General features: G+C 59.7%; 15 protein-coding genes. 1 reads left to right on the top strand and 14 read right to left on the bottom strand.

Annotated features, from left to right (window positions below):
• Positions 1–30 precede the first annotated feature (30 nt).
• The 5 genes from SJY12_RS01815 to SJY12_RS01795 form a co-directional block, all read right to left on the bottom strand.
• Complete coding sequence (locus SJY12_RS01815) at positions 31–1,197, bottom strand: efflux RND transporter periplasmic adaptor subunit (protein ID WP_397505812.1); 1,167 nt, start codon at positions 1,195–1,197, stop codon at positions 31–33.
• A gap of 11 nt (positions 1,198–1,208) precedes the next feature.
• Positions 1,209–2,462 (bottom strand): TolC family protein, encoded by a 1,254-nt coding sequence (locus SJY12_RS01810; RefSeq protein ID WP_397505811.1) that lies wholly within the window; start codon positions 2,460–2,462, stop codon positions 1,209–1,211.
• 63 nt (positions 2,463–2,525) lie between these two features.
• A complete protein-coding gene (locus SJY12_RS01805; RefSeq protein ID WP_397505810.1) occupies positions 2,526–2,864 on the bottom strand; it encodes a hypothetical protein in 339 nt (112 codons plus the stop codon).
• Between the two features lie 111 nt (positions 2,865–2,975).
• Complete coding sequence (locus SJY12_RS01800; protein ID WP_397505809.1) at positions 2,976–3,344, bottom strand: DUF3703 domain-containing protein; 369 nt, start codon at positions 3,342–3,344, stop codon at positions 2,976–2,978.
• Entirely contained in the window at positions 3,337–3,957 is a 621-nt protein-coding gene (locus SJY12_RS01795; protein ID WP_397505808.1) for a cation transporter, read from the bottom strand. The genes SJY12_RS01800 and SJY12_RS01795 overlap by 8 nt, the downstream gene beginning before the upstream one ends.
• A 67-nt stretch (positions 3,958–4,024) precedes the next feature.
• On the opposite strand from SJY12_RS01795, the gene SJY12_RS01790 reads away from it, so the two are divergent.
• On the top strand, positions 4,025–4,417 hold the full coding sequence (locus SJY12_RS01790) for a helix-turn-helix domain-containing protein (protein ID WP_397505807.1): 393 nt from the start codon (positions 4,025–4,027) through the stop codon (positions 4,415–4,417).
• Positions 4,418–4,423: 6 nt separating this feature from the next.
• Here the strand turns inward: SJY12_RS01790 and SJY12_RS01785 are convergent, their stop codons facing one another.
• From SJY12_RS01785 to SJY12_RS01745, 9 genes are all read right to left on the bottom strand, one after another.
• Positions 4,424–4,747: a YnfA family protein gene (locus SJY12_RS01785; RefSeq protein ID WP_397505806.1), complete on the bottom strand. Its 324-nt coding sequence runs from the start codon at positions 4,745–4,747 to the stop codon at positions 4,424–4,426.
• Positions 4,748–6,022: 1,275 nt separating this feature from the next.
• The gene (locus SJY12_RS01780) at positions 6,023–6,598 is read right to left on the bottom strand and encodes a hypothetical protein (protein ID WP_397505805.1); all 576 of its coding nucleotides are present in this window, start codon (positions 6,596–6,598) and stop codon (positions 6,023–6,025) included.
• A gap of 96 nt (positions 6,599–6,694) precedes the next feature.
• On the bottom strand, positions 6,695–7,489 hold the full coding sequence (locus SJY12_RS01775; protein ID WP_397505804.1) for a hypothetical protein: 795 nt from the start codon (positions 7,487–7,489) through the stop codon (positions 6,695–6,697).
• Positions 7,490–7,500: 11 nt separating this feature from the next.
• Positions 7,501–8,166: a hypothetical protein gene (locus SJY12_RS01770; protein WP_397505803.1), complete on the bottom strand. Its 666-nt coding sequence runs from the start codon at positions 8,164–8,166 to the stop codon at positions 7,501–7,503.
• A gap of 103 nt (positions 8,167–8,269) precedes the next feature.
• Positions 8,270–9,154, bottom strand: a complete 885-nt coding sequence (locus SJY12_RS01765) for a hypothetical protein (RefSeq protein ID WP_397505802.1) — start codon at positions 9,152–9,154, stop codon at positions 8,270–8,272.
• An 82-nt stretch (positions 9,155–9,236) separates the two neighbouring features.
• Positions 9,237–10,124 (bottom strand): exonuclease domain-containing protein, encoded by an 888-nt coding sequence (locus tag SJY12_RS01760; protein ID WP_397505801.1) that lies wholly within the window; start codon positions 10,122–10,124, stop codon positions 9,237–9,239.
• Between the two features lie 236 nt (positions 10,125–10,360).
• A complete protein-coding gene (locus SJY12_RS01755; protein WP_397505800.1) occupies positions 10,361–12,985 on the bottom strand; it encodes an LPD7 domain-containing protein in 2,625 nt (874 codons plus the stop codon).
• Positions 12,982–13,506, bottom strand: coding sequence for a hypothetical protein (locus tag SJY12_RS01750; RefSeq protein WP_397505799.1), 525 nt, complete (start codon positions 13,504–13,506; stop codon positions 12,982–12,984). Before SJY12_RS01750 ends, SJY12_RS01755 begins: the two co-directional genes overlap by 4 nt.
• A 123-nt stretch (positions 13,507–13,629) precedes the next feature.
• Positions 13,630–14,625: a hypothetical protein gene (locus tag SJY12_RS01745; RefSeq protein WP_397505798.1), complete on the bottom strand. Its 996-nt coding sequence runs from the start codon at positions 14,623–14,625 to the stop codon at positions 13,630–13,632.
• Positions 14,626–14,666: the final 41 nt, after the last annotated feature.

Raw genomic sequence — 14,666 nt, 5'->3', positions numbered from 1 at the left:
CTACTCTCGTCAGCGGGAGCCGCGGTATGATCAATGGCCATGTTCGGCACCCTCCTTTTCGAGTTCGGCCTTCAGCAGGAAGGCGTTGTCGGTCGCGATCTGCTGTCCGGGTTCAAGACCGGACAAGATCGTCACCATTCCGGCGGACCGGCTGCCTGTCGCTACCTCGCGCGCCTGGAACCCGCGCTGGGCCCGCACGAACACGACATCGCGGCCTTCGAGCACCTGCACAGCATCTTCGGGAACCGCGATACGGCTCTGGTCCACTTCGCCCGACGGGCGAATGCGTGCCTGGAGGAAGGCCCCAGGTTGAAGACCCGGTATCGCACGCGTCAGACTGAGCACGGCAGTGGCACTGCGGCTTTCGGGATCGAGTGAAGGCGTGACCGAACGCACGCGCGCACCGATCTCGCGGCCATCGCCGACGATCACAGCGGCTTCGTCGCCCGGCTGGATGCGCGTCGCATCTTCGGACGGCAAGGCGACTTCGACCTGAAGAGCGTTGGGATTGACGACGCGGTAGAGCTCCTCGCCGGCATCGACGAAGGAACCGAGCACGATGGGCGCGGCCGTCACCCGCCCTGCCAGGGGACTGGTGACCGCCAGCGAACGGCCATCACCGCTGACACCGGCTGCGGCGACGGCGGCCTCTGCCCGGTTCAGTTCGGAGCGGGCCACGTCGAGATTGGCGCGGGCAGCCTCGAGGTCCTGCCGCGCAGTGACATTCTCCTCGAACAGGCGGCGTTCGCGTTCGAAGGCTGACGACAGTTCGGTCACCCGAGCGCGGGCGGCACTCAACTGGGATGCGAGCGCCGCAGCATCGGCGCTTTCGATTCGCGCGACGGTTTCGCCCTGCCGAACATAGTCGCCCAGCGTTTTGCCGATACTGCGCACGACGCCCGAGGCACGCGCATCGATCCGCGCGCTGGCCGTAGGACTGGCGGCGACGGTGGCTGGGAAAACGAGCTCGACCGCAGCGCCTGTCTGGACGGTCGCAAGTTCGATTTCCGCGGTGCGGATCTGCTCTTCACTGAGCAGAACCAGCCCCTCAGGCTGCTCGGCTTCGGCGCCTTCTTCACCGGCGAGCGCTTCGCCCTCGGCGTGGGTTTCGGCTTCGCTGTCAGGCCAGAGCAAAATCAGCAGCGCTGCGGCAAGAATGGCAATCCCGGCGATGATCGCCAGTTTTCTGCGGTTCATGAGTATGTTCCTCATTGTGCGGCCAGCCTGATGAGCTCGGCGGCTGCCTGTCCCTGGTCTTCCTGCGCGGCAATCAGGGCCTCGCGGATGGCATCGCGCGCTTCGGCTGCGCTCAGCACCTCGATCAGTGGGAAGCGGCCATTGCGGTAGCCGATGCGGACGAGCCGAAGGGCCTCCTCGGCTTGGGGGATTGACGTTGCGGAAAGTGTTTCGACGCGAGCTTCGGCGGCAAGGTATTGCGCACGTGCGCGGCTCACGGCTTGTTCAAAATCGGCCAACGCGACAGCCTCGCGGGCGTTCGCGGCGCGCAGCCGGGCCTCGGCGGCAGCGATGTTACCTTGGTTGCGGTTCCAGAAGGGGAGTGGAATGGAAACGCCCACAAGAAAGGCACTGTCGTTGCTTTCCTCGAAATGCTTCACACCTGCCGAAACGACCGGATCGGGAATTCGCAGGCTGCGTTCCCGGTCGATCTCGGCGGCCGCAGCCGTGCTTTCCGCGCGGGCCACCTGCAATTGCAGGCCAGTCGCCGACACAAGCACTCCGGCCGGCGGTTCGATGCTCGGAAAGGCACCGGGCACGAGCGGAGGCGTTCCTTGCTCGCCCCATAGCGAGGCAAGCGCCGTGCGGGCTGCCAGACTGGTCGCCTCCGCCGCCTGAAGTTCGGCACGCGCTTCTGCCAGTGCGGCCTCCGCCCTTAATGCGCGCAGCGGCGGCTCGCGCCCAACCTCGACCAGCACGCCGGCTATGCGGGCGAGTTCCTGATTTCGTTCGACGACATCTCGCGCAAGTTCAACTCGCAACGCTGCCGCCGCCGCTGCAACGTAGCGCTCACGGACAAGGAAGCCGAGTTCAGCCCCCGCCAGATCAGCCCGCAAATTTGCCAGCTGTGCCTGCGCCTGGGCCGCTTCGACGCGTGCGCCGCGCTTTCCGCCAAGCTCGATCCTCTGCCCGACAGCCAAGGTATACTCGGTAGCGCTCAGCCCCGAGAAGGCACCGCTCCCGGCGATGTTCTCGACCTCTAGCGAGACCTCGGGATTAGGGCGCAACCGGGCCTGGCCAACGAGCGCTTGCGCCGCTTCGGATTCCGCGCGCGGTCCGACAATGCGGGGATTTGTTGCGCTGGAAGTCACGTCGTCGGCGACCCCTGTGAGATAGAGCGCTTCTTCGAGCGAGACGACAGGCGCTTCCTGCGCGATGGCAGGCTGCACGAGCATGGCGAAGGCTGACCCTGCGACGAGGGTGCTTCGCCGGAATGTGGCGAACATGTTGGGTAAATTCCTCTGCTGACGTCAAAACGGCATCGAAGCGTGTCCGATGCGCGAAGAACGTCAGGCTCGAGGAGGGGGCGTAGCCAGTTCGGTAATGCCGGAGTGGAGCGAAGCGTGGCTCTTGCCACAGTTCAGCGCGGTGACCGAAAGCGTTGCGACGTCCTCTGTCGATCGCCCCACCGCCTGCGACACATGGTGACAATGACCGTGCGCGCATGTGCCGTGTTTCTCGGGCGCGTCGCCTTCTTCGCCCGGTTCGCCGTGCTGCTCGATCAGCGAAGCGACTTCGGGCTCGTCCGCGCATTCAGCGGCTTCCGCGACCGGTGCCCAGAGGACGCCGAGAGCGGTGCACAGCGTGATCAGCTGCAGCATGCAGGAGCGGGCGAAGAGCCGGGTCATGTGCGCGCCGTTAGCAGCAGGATCCTCGTGGCGAAAGAATATTTTCGAAAGGTGAAATGTGATTTCATAACAAATGGATCGTTTAATCCGGTTCATTCCACGGCCGATCAATCACTTCGATCTGTCGGGTGCACCCATGACTTCCTTCAACTCATGCGATATTTCCATTGGGACGAAGGCGCTGACACTCGATCGTCCGCTGTTTCCGACCGGAAGCTTCCCCGTGAGGTTACCCAAGGGAGCTAGGGCTAGCCTGAAGATCTGGCCTGAGACTTCACGCCAGTCCCTCAATCGCCAGGCAAGTCGAAGCATCCGCAAGTGGGAGCCGCAATGCAGTCCCAGACGATCTTGCGCCACCACGTGGGCACGTTCGAGGTGATGCCAGGCTTCCTCGAAATTCTGCTCGTCGATGGCGTTCGCAGCAAGACGGTATTCCGCTGCGAGGAATGCATCCTTGCTGGATACGGCATCGCTATTCATGAGCCAGCTCCTGCCGTGCCTGCCCGAATACCTCGACGCTGCCCCAGAACGCCAGGCCGGCCATGACCGTGGCGACAAGCAGGTCGGGCCATGCCTGGCCCGTCCCGAAAACGCCTAGAGCGGCGCCGAGAACCGCGATGTTCCCGATCGCGTCGTTTCGTGAGCAGATCCATACCGACCGCATGTTCGCATCGCCCGCGCGGAAGCGGAAGAGCATCAGCGCGACGGCCGCATTGGTCGCCAGAGCCAACGTGCCGACGAGACCCATCGTCGCCGGCTCCGGATTGGCTCCGGCTATCAAGCCGTAAATAGCATAGCCGATAACCCAGATGCCGAATGCAAGCATGGTCGCGGCCTTTACCAGGGCAGCTCTGGCCCGCCATGCAAGCGCCATCCCGGCGACGCCAAGACTGATCGCGTAGTTCGCGGCATCGCCAAAGAAATCGAGCGCGTCGGCTTGGAGCGAACGGGAATCGGCTGCTACACCTGCAATCATCTCCACCACGAACATGGCCGCATTGGCGATAAGCGCGATCCAGAGGACGCGGCGCCAGCGTGGATCGTTGTGCGCGGCGCTATCGGGTTCTGGTGTCTGGCAGCAGGACTTCGCCATGCCACTCTCCTTGCAATTTTCGAGTCGCAGCTACATATGCACCTTGTAGCAACTACAAGGTCAAGCGATGCGTATTGGCGAACTGGCGAAGGCCACCGGGACCAAGGCGGAAACGATCCGCTACTATGAGCGCGAGGGCATCTTGCCCGTCGCGGATCGGACCGACAGCAATTATCGCGACTATTCGCAAAACCATCTGGCGGCGCTGACCTTCGTGCGACGTGCGCGTGGGCTCGGATTCAGCATGGCGCAAGTGCGCGAATTGCTCGCGCTGTCCGACCATGATGAAAAGCCTTGCGAGGATGTCGATCAACTCGTTCGGCAACAGCTAAGCGACGTCGACAGCAAGATCGCCGATCTGACCACGCTGCGCGAGGAACTGGCGCAACTGTCGCGGTCCTGCCAATCCGATCGTATCGGTGAATGCCGGATTGTGGAAAGCCTCGGTCGGCGAAATTGAGATTGGTCAGGCTGGCCGCGGCCCCCACAATATTAGAGATGCGCCAATCAGGCATATGGCCACTCCGATCAGATCCCATCGGTCCGGTCGCACGCCCTCCGCAATCCATAGCCAGCCAAGCGCGGAGATAACGTAAATGCCGCCATAGGCAGCATAGGTTCGCCCCGCATGCTCGGCTTCCACAAGAGTCAGCAGCCATGCAAAAATGCAGAGGGCGAATATGCCAGGCATTAGCCAGAATGGCGACCGGTCAAGCCGGAGCCACGCCCAGAATGCGAAGCAACCAGCGATTTCAGCTAAGGCCGCGAGCAAATAGACGAGATAGATCATTGCCATGGCTACCTCGCATAGGCGGTTTTGATCGGCAATCTGACAGCATCAATAGAGATTGTCGGCTATGCGCTTTCGTGGGTCAGCTAACCGGAGCCTGCGCGACATAACCGGACAGGCCGCTTGCGGCCCAATTCGCGTCGCTGACCCTTTCAATCTCAGGTAAGCAACTTGAACGCTTCCAAGGTATCAAGCGGTTCGACAAGCAAATGCGCGGCGCGCATTTGGACGACGATGATTTTTGCCTTTCATTTGTTGCTTACGCATACCCGCGCCTATGAGGCGCGACCTCTTATAGCCAGCAATCAACTTGTTAAGGTCTACAAGCTTGAACTTTTTGTAGTAAGCCTTCCTCCGCTTTGGAAGCGGATCTTTTCCTGCTTCCTTCTTTCGTTTTCGAGCCGTCGGCCCCAAGGACCTCGACACAATTATTCGCCGATGATTTATCCTACCTTGGGGGGAATGATCCAGATGAAGGTGCCTTGCGAAAGGCGGGTCTATTCCCTTCGCAAGGTAAGCAGCAGCAGCGGGGCTATGTCGGACACGTCCCATAAGAATGGACCCAGGCTTCGCGACGAAGAACTCCCTTTGGAATTGCCGGCGCAAGAAGTATTCCAGTCGCTCACATTTCCTGAATGGCCATCGTATCATCCAATGGACATGCAGAGGCCCGTAGTGCCTCCTCCAGCCTCTCGCTGACACGAGTGGGTTCTCGAAGACAGCGATAGCGTCAAAGGGCGAATGCTTCTTTGCGTCCTTCACCATCGTGTCCCACCGGCGCTTGGTGTTTCCCCAGAACTTCTTTCGGAAGATATCGTAGGGTTTCTCACCGGACCTGCTGACTGATGGAAATTTTATTGTTATGAAGACATTGAGTGGCCGCTTTGCAGCATATGCATGGCGTTCTGCATGTAAGATCGACAACGCACTTTCGGGACGCAAACAGGTCCCACGAGGCAGACGGCTGATAAAGGGGGTCATGACAGATTTTCGCATGAAACCTGCCTACCTTCCCGTTCTTAATAAATTCCTGTAAATCAGATATTTATAAGCAAACCGTCGATAGTGCGCCCCCGGTGCAGTATTCCCCTATTGGGGAGCAAGGATTGGATGAGATACCCAGGCTTCGATCAAGTTCTGGTCATACTCGCATGGATGCATCATTCCCTGGGTCGCTTTGAAAAAATCGATTGCAATGGCCTCATCGACGAACCGGATTAAGTATCCCGAGTGTGGATTCAAAAAAGGGGCGGAGGTCTGACGCCTCCGCCTAGTTCAGGCCATCACGGTCAGTCTGGCCTTTTGAAGAAATTGCCAGGCTTCGAAACTGGCGAACAACCGACCTCGCTCTCTCGAAGCCCGCTGCGAGAACAGATAACAAATCCACGCAGCCTGCGCTTCGGCACCGATCCGCTGGATACGTGCTAGCGGCGACGGATTTCGAGAAGGAAGCCGGAGGTTTGTCATGGCGGCTGCATGACACAGCAGGTGATAGGCGGCAGATGCCCTGATATGGGTCCGATGGCCGCATTTCGGCACGTGCTTGACCAGCTGGTCTGCATCAGGGTTGCGATTCAGATCGACTACAGGTCGATGCTTACATTTGGGGTCCAAGATGAGCGTCATCGTGTCGGGCGTAAACAAGGGCTGCAGCCGCTCCCGCAAGGCCTCCGGACGATAATTCGCACCAAAGCCATGGGCATGAAGTTCGAACCGCGCTTCACCTCGACGCGTCTGTTCGACAACGAGCGCGCCGAAACCGAACGGGGCTGCTGGCTGTCCAAGCGCGGGTGGAGGCAGAAGGGAAAGTGCGATCATCCGGTCGGGAATGATCAGCGGGTGTTTGATCATTTTGGTGCTCCTCAATGCACGAGCGGGCGGTCGCCAATGGCGCCGCCCGCTCGGAAGAAATTGGTCGTTGTAAATGGTGTTTGAAAAGCCTCTCAGTCATCCGTCAGGCGGTGACGGCTGATCAGCGAGAGCAAGCTGCAGGAAGTGTTCGCTCAGGGCCTGCGCGCCTTGCTCGTTCGCGAGCGAACCCCACGGCTGCCAGCGCTCTACTCGTAGGGCCATCCAGGCGAACAGCCGGTCGCGTGCATGGGTGTCGGGCAATTCGATCGCCCACAGCGTCCTCGAGAGTGGCATGTTGCTCCCGATCCTGGCACCGAGCAGCTTGATTGCCGCCCTGCCCTCCAGTGTATCGCGCACGAACCGGAAAGGCAGGTCTGTGGTGCGGGCTTCGATCTCCGCAAGCACGCGCTCGCGATCTTCGCGCGTGGCACCCCCATCAAGCCCGCGAGTGAGGCCGAGTGAGGCAAGGCCGATGGGACGCCTCGCATATTCTGCGGAGCGGGTGGAGGCTAACATGAGCAGGACCGCCCTGCCCTCGGGAGTAAGTCCGTAGGCTCCACGTTCCGTGAGCAAACCGACGGCTTCGAGCCAGTTTTCGTAATGGGCGCGCAGCGTCCACGATCCCTCGCAAAGATCCAGAACCCGCTCCTCGATAGGCACGAGGTCCCGACTGTGCGCTGCAAGGATCGTGAGCATGAATTCGAGCTGGGAATCGATGAGTTCAGAATAGCGACCTGGCATTCCGAGGCGTCCGTTCCAAAGGCAATGACGCACGCTCTCCCATCGGTTGCCGTCTTCATCAATGAGGTCATTCCGACCCGGATCCACGTGAAGCCAGTAGCCCCAAGGGAGGCTGGCATTGCGGCGGTCCTGAAAAGCACGGTTGTCCATATTCGCCTCCATCACGCCTGGTCTTCGTCAATGGCGCGAGAGCCGATCTGCAACGGCTTGCTGCTTCCCTCGACAGGTCGATACGCGAAGGCTTTCAGTGCGCGCGCCAGACTGCGGACTTCCGCGAAGACGTAATGCATGTCCCGGTAGGTCTCACCCTCCTCGCGGTAGCGGTCGGGCTTGATACCAGTCGGCACGAGGTCGCCCGGATGAGATGTCCGGAACCCGAACCACCACTTGTCGTCATGCTCAGCTTTTCCTGGCGCGTGGCTCGGAGTTCCCGTCGGCCGGATATGGCACACGCGGACTGCCTCGGGTCCGTAATTTCGGCAAGGTTCGGCGTAATCGACGCCGCCATGGGAAGCGTTGCGCACGGCTCGAGGAAGAGCATCATGATTGTAGGCATGAAGCGGATGATCAAGATCGACGGAGACATAGCCGGATAGCGTCCCGTTTTCCTGTCGCAGGATGATGCAGTCCAGTCCGGTCTCGGGGTCTTTCCAGGCGATCTTCCCGGGTTCGTCAGACCAGGGCCCACGCTCCGTCGGTTGCCGGCCGGGCAGGCGATAGAATTGTTCGGGCCGGATTTCCGTATCGGCGATGGCAAATCGTTGCGGCAGTGTAGGAGCAGTCGATTTCGTCGGCATAAGTGCCTTGGAGGTCTTCTTCTTGGGCATTGGTATTCTCCATTAAAAAGGGCCGCCACACGATCGTGGGCGGCCCAAAAAGATTGATTGGGAATTGAAGGTGTCCGCGAGAGGCGGTTGGCCAGTGCGATGTCTACGTGACGGTCTCTCCTTCCCGGATCACTGAGTCAGCGGCGTGATAGACCGAGCCTTTCAGTCGGCTGCGAGCATGCCGCGCCCGCACCCAAGGCTTGAGCGTGCGGGTCACGAACTCGCTGTGCGGTTGCGCTGCATGTGCCGCATCGACGATCGCGAGATCGGTCGCCATCAGGTCGCAGGTGATCTGGCCGAGAGCTACCCAGTGGCGAACCGCAAGAAGCGCGGTCGCCAATGTATCGGCGAGGCACTGTTCTCGAACGGTTGTCCACTCGCCTCTCTCGACAAGTTTGCCTATCGAACTGGCGGCTATCGGCTTGGCTGGAATTGAAAGTGCCGCAGCATACTCACCGAGGTGCGGGTTCTCCGCCAAGCCTGCCACGGCCCGACACAGATCAACGCGCTCGCCTGCGTGCGGCGAGAGGTTGCGCAACTGATCGGGAAGGAGGAGGCAATGCTCTGTTGCACAACGACGCAGGACGGGCAGATCGCGAAACTCCCCTCCCCATGTGAAGAGTGAAGCGCGATTATCAGCGCGTAACGCATCGAACAGGCTCTCGACGATGTCGACCTCTGCTGAGTTTTCCATCGTCCGGACGAACGGCCCCTCAATCCGCGGGCTGATCTCGCCGGCAACGAAGGTGAGACTGATCCAGCTCGACGCCGCGACCCTATCGAATGGCCATCGGATCGCCGCTGCATCCTTGCCCTCCTGGGTCTTATATCCATGGTGTCGTGATCGGTCCCAGAGAAACTCGAAATCGGCGACGATGAGAGAGCGAGTTGACCTGCCCTCTTTGCCGCTATTGCGGGCTGCGAAACTGCGAGCCTGCTGCTCGAGGTCCTGCACAAACCTGTCCATGCGGTCTGATTGATTGGTCATGGCGATATTCCTTGTCTGAAAAAGCAAAGGCCCGCCGGTGGGCGGGCCTTGCTGGTTGAGTGTCGATTCTGGTGAAAGAAGGTCAGCGGTGCCGCTCTTGGGCGGTGACGGTCCTGAGCGTCGGCGCCGGCAGGCCCTCGGTGTAGAACCAGGCCTCTTCGTGCGAGACGAGATTTTCTTCCAGTTCCTTCTCCCACACTCGTTGCGTGGCATTCCAGTGATACTGACGAGCTTTGAGGAGATCCTTTTTGGCGATCGGTGCGCGGGTCGCCTGCACCAGCACGGTGGTGCGATCTGCACCTTCGAGCAGACGCTCGAGATGACTGCGTTCCGGGTCCTTGCCCCAGCCCCGCCGGCGCTGTTGAAGCAGCCAGAAAAGGGACCATACATCGTCGCCCGCGCGATGAGCGCTGCTGTGCCATCCGTGCTGCGCCAGCAGCCACTGCTGGGCGCGTCCGTCGAGCCCGGAGCGCAGCCAGTCGACGTCCTTCATTGAGCACGCCCATGCTGCCCCCTTGATCCCGGGATAGCGGCGCTCCAGCCAGCTGACTTCGAAGGCGGCATTATGGGCCACCAGCAGATCCGCACGGTCCAGCATAGCGAGCACTTCATCGTCGCGGATCTTCCGACCGACCAGGTGATGGTTCGCAAGGCCCGTAATCCATGTGATCCTCGGGTCGATCTCGACCTGCGGATCTTCCTGCCAGACCCTTGGCGCGATGTGGTTGAGAACCTCGCCATTCTCGCCGACCCAGACGAGCATGATCGCGAGTTCCATGATGCGATCATTGACTGGATCGAGGCCCGTGGTTTCAAGGTCAACCAGTGCCAGGCATCGCGCATCGGGTGGCGCGCCTTTGGGCACATCCGAATAGGGCCGAGGAACAGCCCGCAGGACGCGGTAACTCTGGTCGGTTTCGAGGCGCCGTGCGACGTCCTCATGTTCGGGATTCAGGTGTCCAATATTCATATGATTTTGCCTTTCGGTTCGTATTCGAACCGACGAGGCGAATGCCGAGTGTATTTACACTCTTTTCCACTCTACCCGCCGGTTCATCCGGCAGGTCAACCTGCAGATTTTCAAGCTGCTGAATTTATCACGCAGGAGTGGTCGGCTTTTCCTGCTGCGCTGGCAAAAAAAGGAGCGGTCGCCAAGACGCACGGTCGTGATCAGGCGCGAGGGAAGCACCCGAAAAGCCAAGATAGCTATCGGCCCTGCTGTCTGTTGCTGAGCTCCGCAATCCGATGGCGACGTGCGAATTCCTGATCGCTCTCGTCATCCTTCTGGTAAAATGCTCCTCTGTATGCTTCGGCGGCGAGGCCGGTGGTGCGGCGGAGCTGTTCCGCCTCTGTGTATTTCATGGTCTGAAATATCGTGTGGCGATCCGCATGCTCGCTCGTGCGCATCCATTCGTCTACGATGTAGGGGACCAAGGCCTTCTCTTGATCTGATCCCTCGCGGGCTTCTCGCCACACCGAGATCTCGGGCCGAACGGCGAGATCGACAAATTTGCCAGCATAGTCTCCCTTGGCCGCTTCACGTATTTGGGTAACGAATGTGGGATCGCGACGCTGCCCACCGATAAATTCAGTGGGCCAACTGCCGTGGCCGTCTGGTATTAGAAGCTTGTCTTTCCGGAGCTGAATTTCTCCCTTGGCAAGACCCGTGAATATCCACAGCCTCTTAGCTTCCTGAACCCGCCTGATTGCTTCCAAACGCTGCTGGACTTCTGGACGCACCAACGCATGTGGCAATGGGGCGAACTCCGTGATCAACTCCTCGTCGTCAAGAAAGCGGACTCCGTCTACGCAAAATCGCGAAACGCATAGCAGCATCCGGTCGCAGTTCATCTCGGTCAAGAAGCGATGAGCCATGGGAATTTTGGCAGAGTTCGGTTTGCCCTCTTGGTGATCTTTGTCATCACGCGCGTTGCGCCTGCGGAAGTCCTGCAACACCGATGAAGTAAAGCCAGCGCCTCGCTGTTCGCGCTCCTGTCGCATCCGAAGCTCTTCCGGAGACAGAGTATTCGCCTTCTTGCGTTTCGGTCGGTCGAACCAGGCACTGTCGTAGATGACCTCGCTGACCTGCCCTTTCTTCACCCTAGATTTCGCCAGAAGCTTTTCTGCTTCCTTGACCTGCTTTGCGTGGAGCGGAATTTCCATCTGTGCGGCCAGCAACAGCATTTCGCGCCGGTAGCTTGCGGGGCCGACAACCCTGACTTTGCCGAACTTCTCATGCGCACGGCGCAAGGCATCGATCTTTGCCTGGCGGTCGTCCGAATACATCGCGACAAAGCTCGCAGTTTCGACGAATGCAATCTCGTCGTTCAGCCGATAAGTTCGGCTGTGGTCCGATTGTTCGATCGAGTAGCGCCTCGTCCACGTGCCCGGTTTGTCATCATGGTCGAGGAAGAGTCTCTCGTATTCACCCCACAAGACAGTCGAAGCAGGTTCGGTCTTCGGCCGCGGTCCCTTGCGTTTACGTCCGGCCTCTCGGTCAAAGGACAATCGCAGTTCGCGCAGGATCTTCTCTGCCTCCTCCCTGCTCGCTCTTTCCCGCTTCTGCTGCAAATTATGTTGGCGCCGTTTTTCGTCGCGCGACTTCATTTTATCGCGGGCCTTCTTTGCGTCCGCACGCTGTCGCCTGATCACCTCATGCCTTTCTTTCAGCGCTCGCTCGAATTCCTCCAGTTCACTGTCGATCTGCGCTTGCCGCTCGGCCTGCTCCGCGAGGTCGACATCACGTGAGAGATCGTGCCCGACGTCGAGCCCTTTTTTTCGATAGGCAGGGGCGACGAACGAACGAACGCGAATGTCACTTGCCGGCGCTTCATAGAGACACTTTCCCAGCTTGTTGCAAAGGCGCTTGTAGCCTGCATTCACGTCACTGGCGGGGATGCGATCGTCACTCTTGTCCAAGACCCCGTTTGCGACCAGATGACCGCCCGCGATCTCCCCTTTTATCCGATAAGGTTCGTAGCGAATGCCGACACGGGCGAGACCACGGTGCCATTCGTCCCAGCTCTTCGCCTGCCGGCTCACGGCGCGCGCCAGCAACTTGATGGCTTTCGGGTTGGGAAGCGCTTGGCCGACATAGGCGTCCGAGGGGGCAAGAACTTCGGCATCGAACTCGGCCTGTTCTGCTTCCACCGCTTTGAACGCACCGCGGTTGATGATGTCGCCGTTCGGCTCTGCGATCCGGAATCCGCTCCAAGTATGATAGACGCCTGTTTCGTCGGCTACGTATCGGCGGTTGGGTTCGGGCTGCAGATTATCTTGTGCCTCGCAGATGGCCAAGGCGATGTGCAGCGCCTCGATTTCCTTCCCCTGCCCCCATTCGCCGACCTTGCCCGACTTGGCGTCGGCAGTGCAGACGGCGAGGTGAAAATGGCCAAAGCGCGTGTCACCATGGTTTGAATAAATCATTGGCTTGTTTTCGGCTCGCAGCGCGCGGCGAAAAATGTCCCTGTGACGCGCGGCCATCTCGTTGGTTACGGGCTCGTCTCCGTAGGCTACGACGATCTGCCGCAATGACTTCTTTCCCGACGCTGCGACGCGAAAGGCAAATTCAAGCGCCCGATCCTGTTCGGTGCCCTCTTCGAGATTGAAAATCGCCGCATCGAGAACGCGCGTATCGTCGCCCCTGTCGTCAGGACCATATGAACCGATATTGCTGGCCTCGCGCACAAACGTGACTTCATCTTGGTCAAGTTCCAAACCGAGAACATATTTGGCGACCGCCCAGCCCGCGAAGAGCGCCTTGCGGTCGGCACTCGAGATAGTCGCGATATCCTTGAAAAGATGCGCGTAGGAAATGCACTTGGCGATCATCGACCTTTCCTCGGCACGATGTCCTTTGCCGGGTATCGCTGAAGCATTTCGTTCATATGCTTTTGCCCCAGTTCGCGGGCTTGTCCGCCAAGCGTCTTTGCCTGCGACTCCATCCGCTCGGCACCGGCCTGAAGCTGCGTCGCAAGTTCGCGCAAATTCTCGATGCCCTCCCGGCTGCTTTCGACGCCGGGATTTTGGCCCGCCGAGCTTACGAAGACTGTCGCAGAATTCTTGAGGGTGATGCTAGCCTCCTCCAGCCACTCAGCGCTGTCACGCAGGTTCCGGGCAGACTGGTAAACGCCTCCGATGGCAGCGTAGGTCGGATCGTAGACATCGCCCCGGGTCAACCCGCGATCTCGCAGGAAAGCGGAGAAGCTCAGCCGACCCTTTTGTTTTTCAAGCTCTGCCTTTTCTGTCTCGTTTACGAAGACCTTGATGATGCCATCGCGTCGATCCTTCGGAGAGGGATCATCCTGTTCCGCTTCTATATCCGACGAAGATTTGGAAAAACGTTCCGTCATCTTGCTTCCCTCCCTTCTTCAAGGGCGGCACGAAGCGCAGCGACACGACGCCCCAAGGAACGGGACCCGTTCCCATCCTGCTTATTGCTATACCCTTCAAATTGTGTGCCGTATGGCGCTGGATCACGCATCGGCATCGAGCCCCAGTTTGGCGAAGGCTTCCCGAATGTCTTGGCTTGTCGAATCTCTGCGAGACAAGGCACCGGATAGCTGAGCTCTGTCCGCCGCGAGCGCGCGGGCACGCCGTTCGATCTCTTCGCGCGACTTCTTGTAGTATATTGCGAAAAGGAAGCTTTGAACCTCGTCGCCTTCGACGGATTTGATGTGCCCGGTTCGAAGGGAGATCAGGTGTTCATCGGCTTCATCCGAACCGCCCCCGCCGATGGTTTTGGCGTAATCGTCAAACGATGGGACATCTTCGTTATCAGAAATGTCCCTAAGAGAGGCGAGAGCGGCTTCGAACTTGTCCACTGAGCCTTCCTTTTGGGATTCTTCGGCGGGCCGCTTGGCGCTATTCGGCGAGCCGCCATTCGTCTTCCCAAGTCCGTTGTCTTCGCCGGTTTGCGCAGTCAGTATCGACGAGTTGCTCTTCTGGGTTTCCGCCGGCTCTGCCTCTTTCCGGGCCTCGCCAATTCGAGCTGGAACGGCGTGAAAGAGGTCCCCGCGGGATTCTGTTTCAGCCTCAGGCTCTGGTCCTTTCACGGCCTCGTCGATCACTTCTGGCGGCGGCTTCAGACCGACTTTTTCTGGTGCCGCTGGCAAAGTTTGCTCCTGCGCCTTCGCAGCCGCCAGCACCTTATATCCATCGCGAGCAGACCAGCGAAACCAGTTGCGCTGCAGCCATGCGATCCGCTCTGCCAACAGCTTGACGTCATCACTGGTTAGGGCATTTCCCTTCGCCAGCTTTCGCGCCAGAACCGCACCCTTGATCGGGGCCGGAGGATTGGCTTTGCGTTGCTCCGCAGTCTTGCCCGATGCTGGCCACCCCGCAGCCCGAAGCTCTTGGCACACGAGATCATCGAACTTCACAGTGCGCGGGCAGAGCAGGACAGGCGGATCGGGGTCTAACCCTGAGATTAGTGTCGGTAAGGCATCCATCTGTCGACGATGGAAAGCCATTCTTTCGCGTTCATTTTTTGAGGACATTCTAAGGCACTCCG

This window comes from Qipengyuania sp. R86523, assembly GCF_044596365.1.
In the GTDB taxonomy this organism is placed as follows: Bacteria; Pseudomonadota; Alphaproteobacteria; order Sphingomonadales; family Sphingomonadaceae; genus Qipengyuania; species Qipengyuania citrea.
The sequence above is the reverse complement of the archived record's forward strand: the minus strand, read 5'-3'. Positions and strand labels throughout refer to the sequence as shown.

What these genes read in the sequence shown, in the direction of transcription:
- SJY12_RS01760 (WP_397505801.1), bottom strand. Translation starts at nt 10,124, where the DNA reads ATGAATATTGGACACCTGAATCCCGAACATGAGGACGTCGCACGGCGC.
- SJY12_RS01790 (WP_397505807.1), top strand. Translation starts at nt 4,025, where the DNA reads ATGCGTATTGGCGAACTGGCGAAGGCCACCGGGACCAAGGCGGAAACG.
- SJY12_RS01780 (WP_397505805.1), bottom strand. Translation starts at nt 6,598, where the DNA reads ATGATCAAACACCCGCTGATCATTCCCGACCGGATGATCGCACTTTCC.
- SJY12_RS01765 (WP_397505802.1), bottom strand. Translation starts at nt 9,154, where the DNA reads ATGACCAATCAATCAGACCGCATGGACAGGTTTGTGCAGGACCTCGAG.
- SJY12_RS01750 (WP_397505799.1), bottom strand. Translation starts at nt 13,506, where the DNA reads ATGACGGAACGTTTTTCCAAATCTTCGTCGGATATAGAAGCGGAACAG.
- SJY12_RS01795 (WP_397505808.1), bottom strand. Translation starts at nt 3,957, where the DNA reads ATGGCGAAGTCCTGCTGCCAGACACCAGAACCCGATAGCGCCGCGCAC.
- SJY12_RS01785 (WP_397505806.1), bottom strand. Translation starts at nt 4,747, where the DNA reads ATGATCTATCTCGTCTATTTGCTCGCGGCCTTAGCTGAAATCGCTGGT.
- SJY12_RS01815 (WP_397505812.1), bottom strand. Translation starts at nt 1,197, where the DNA reads ATGAACCGCAGAAAACTGGCGATCATCGCCGGGATTGCCATTCTTGCC.
- SJY12_RS01800 (WP_397505809.1), bottom strand. Translation starts at nt 3,344, where the DNA reads ATGAATAGCGATGCCGTATCCAGCAAGGATGCATTCCTCGCAGCGGAA.
- SJY12_RS01805 (WP_397505810.1), bottom strand. Translation starts at nt 2,864, where the DNA reads ATGACCCGGCTCTTCGCCCGCTCCTGCATGCTGCAGCTGATCACGCTG.
- SJY12_RS01775 (WP_397505804.1), bottom strand. Translation starts at nt 7,489, where the DNA reads ATGGACAACCGTGCTTTTCAGGACCGCCGCAATGCCAGCCTCCCTTGG.
- SJY12_RS01755 (WP_397505800.1), bottom strand. Translation starts at nt 12,985, where the DNA reads ATGATCGCCAAGTGCATTTCCTACGCGCATCTTTTCAAGGATATCGCG.
- SJY12_RS01770 (WP_397505803.1), bottom strand. Translation starts at nt 8,166, where the DNA reads ATGCCCAAGAAGAAGACCTCCAAGGCACTTATGCCGACGAAATCGACT.
- SJY12_RS01745 (WP_397505798.1), bottom strand. Translation starts at nt 14,625, where the DNA reads ATGGCTTTCCATCGTCGACAGATGGATGCCTTACCGACACTAATCTCA.
- SJY12_RS01810 (WP_397505811.1), bottom strand. Translation starts at nt 2,462, where the DNA reads ATGTTCGCCACATTCCGGCGAAGCACCCTCGTCGCAGGGTCAGCCTTC.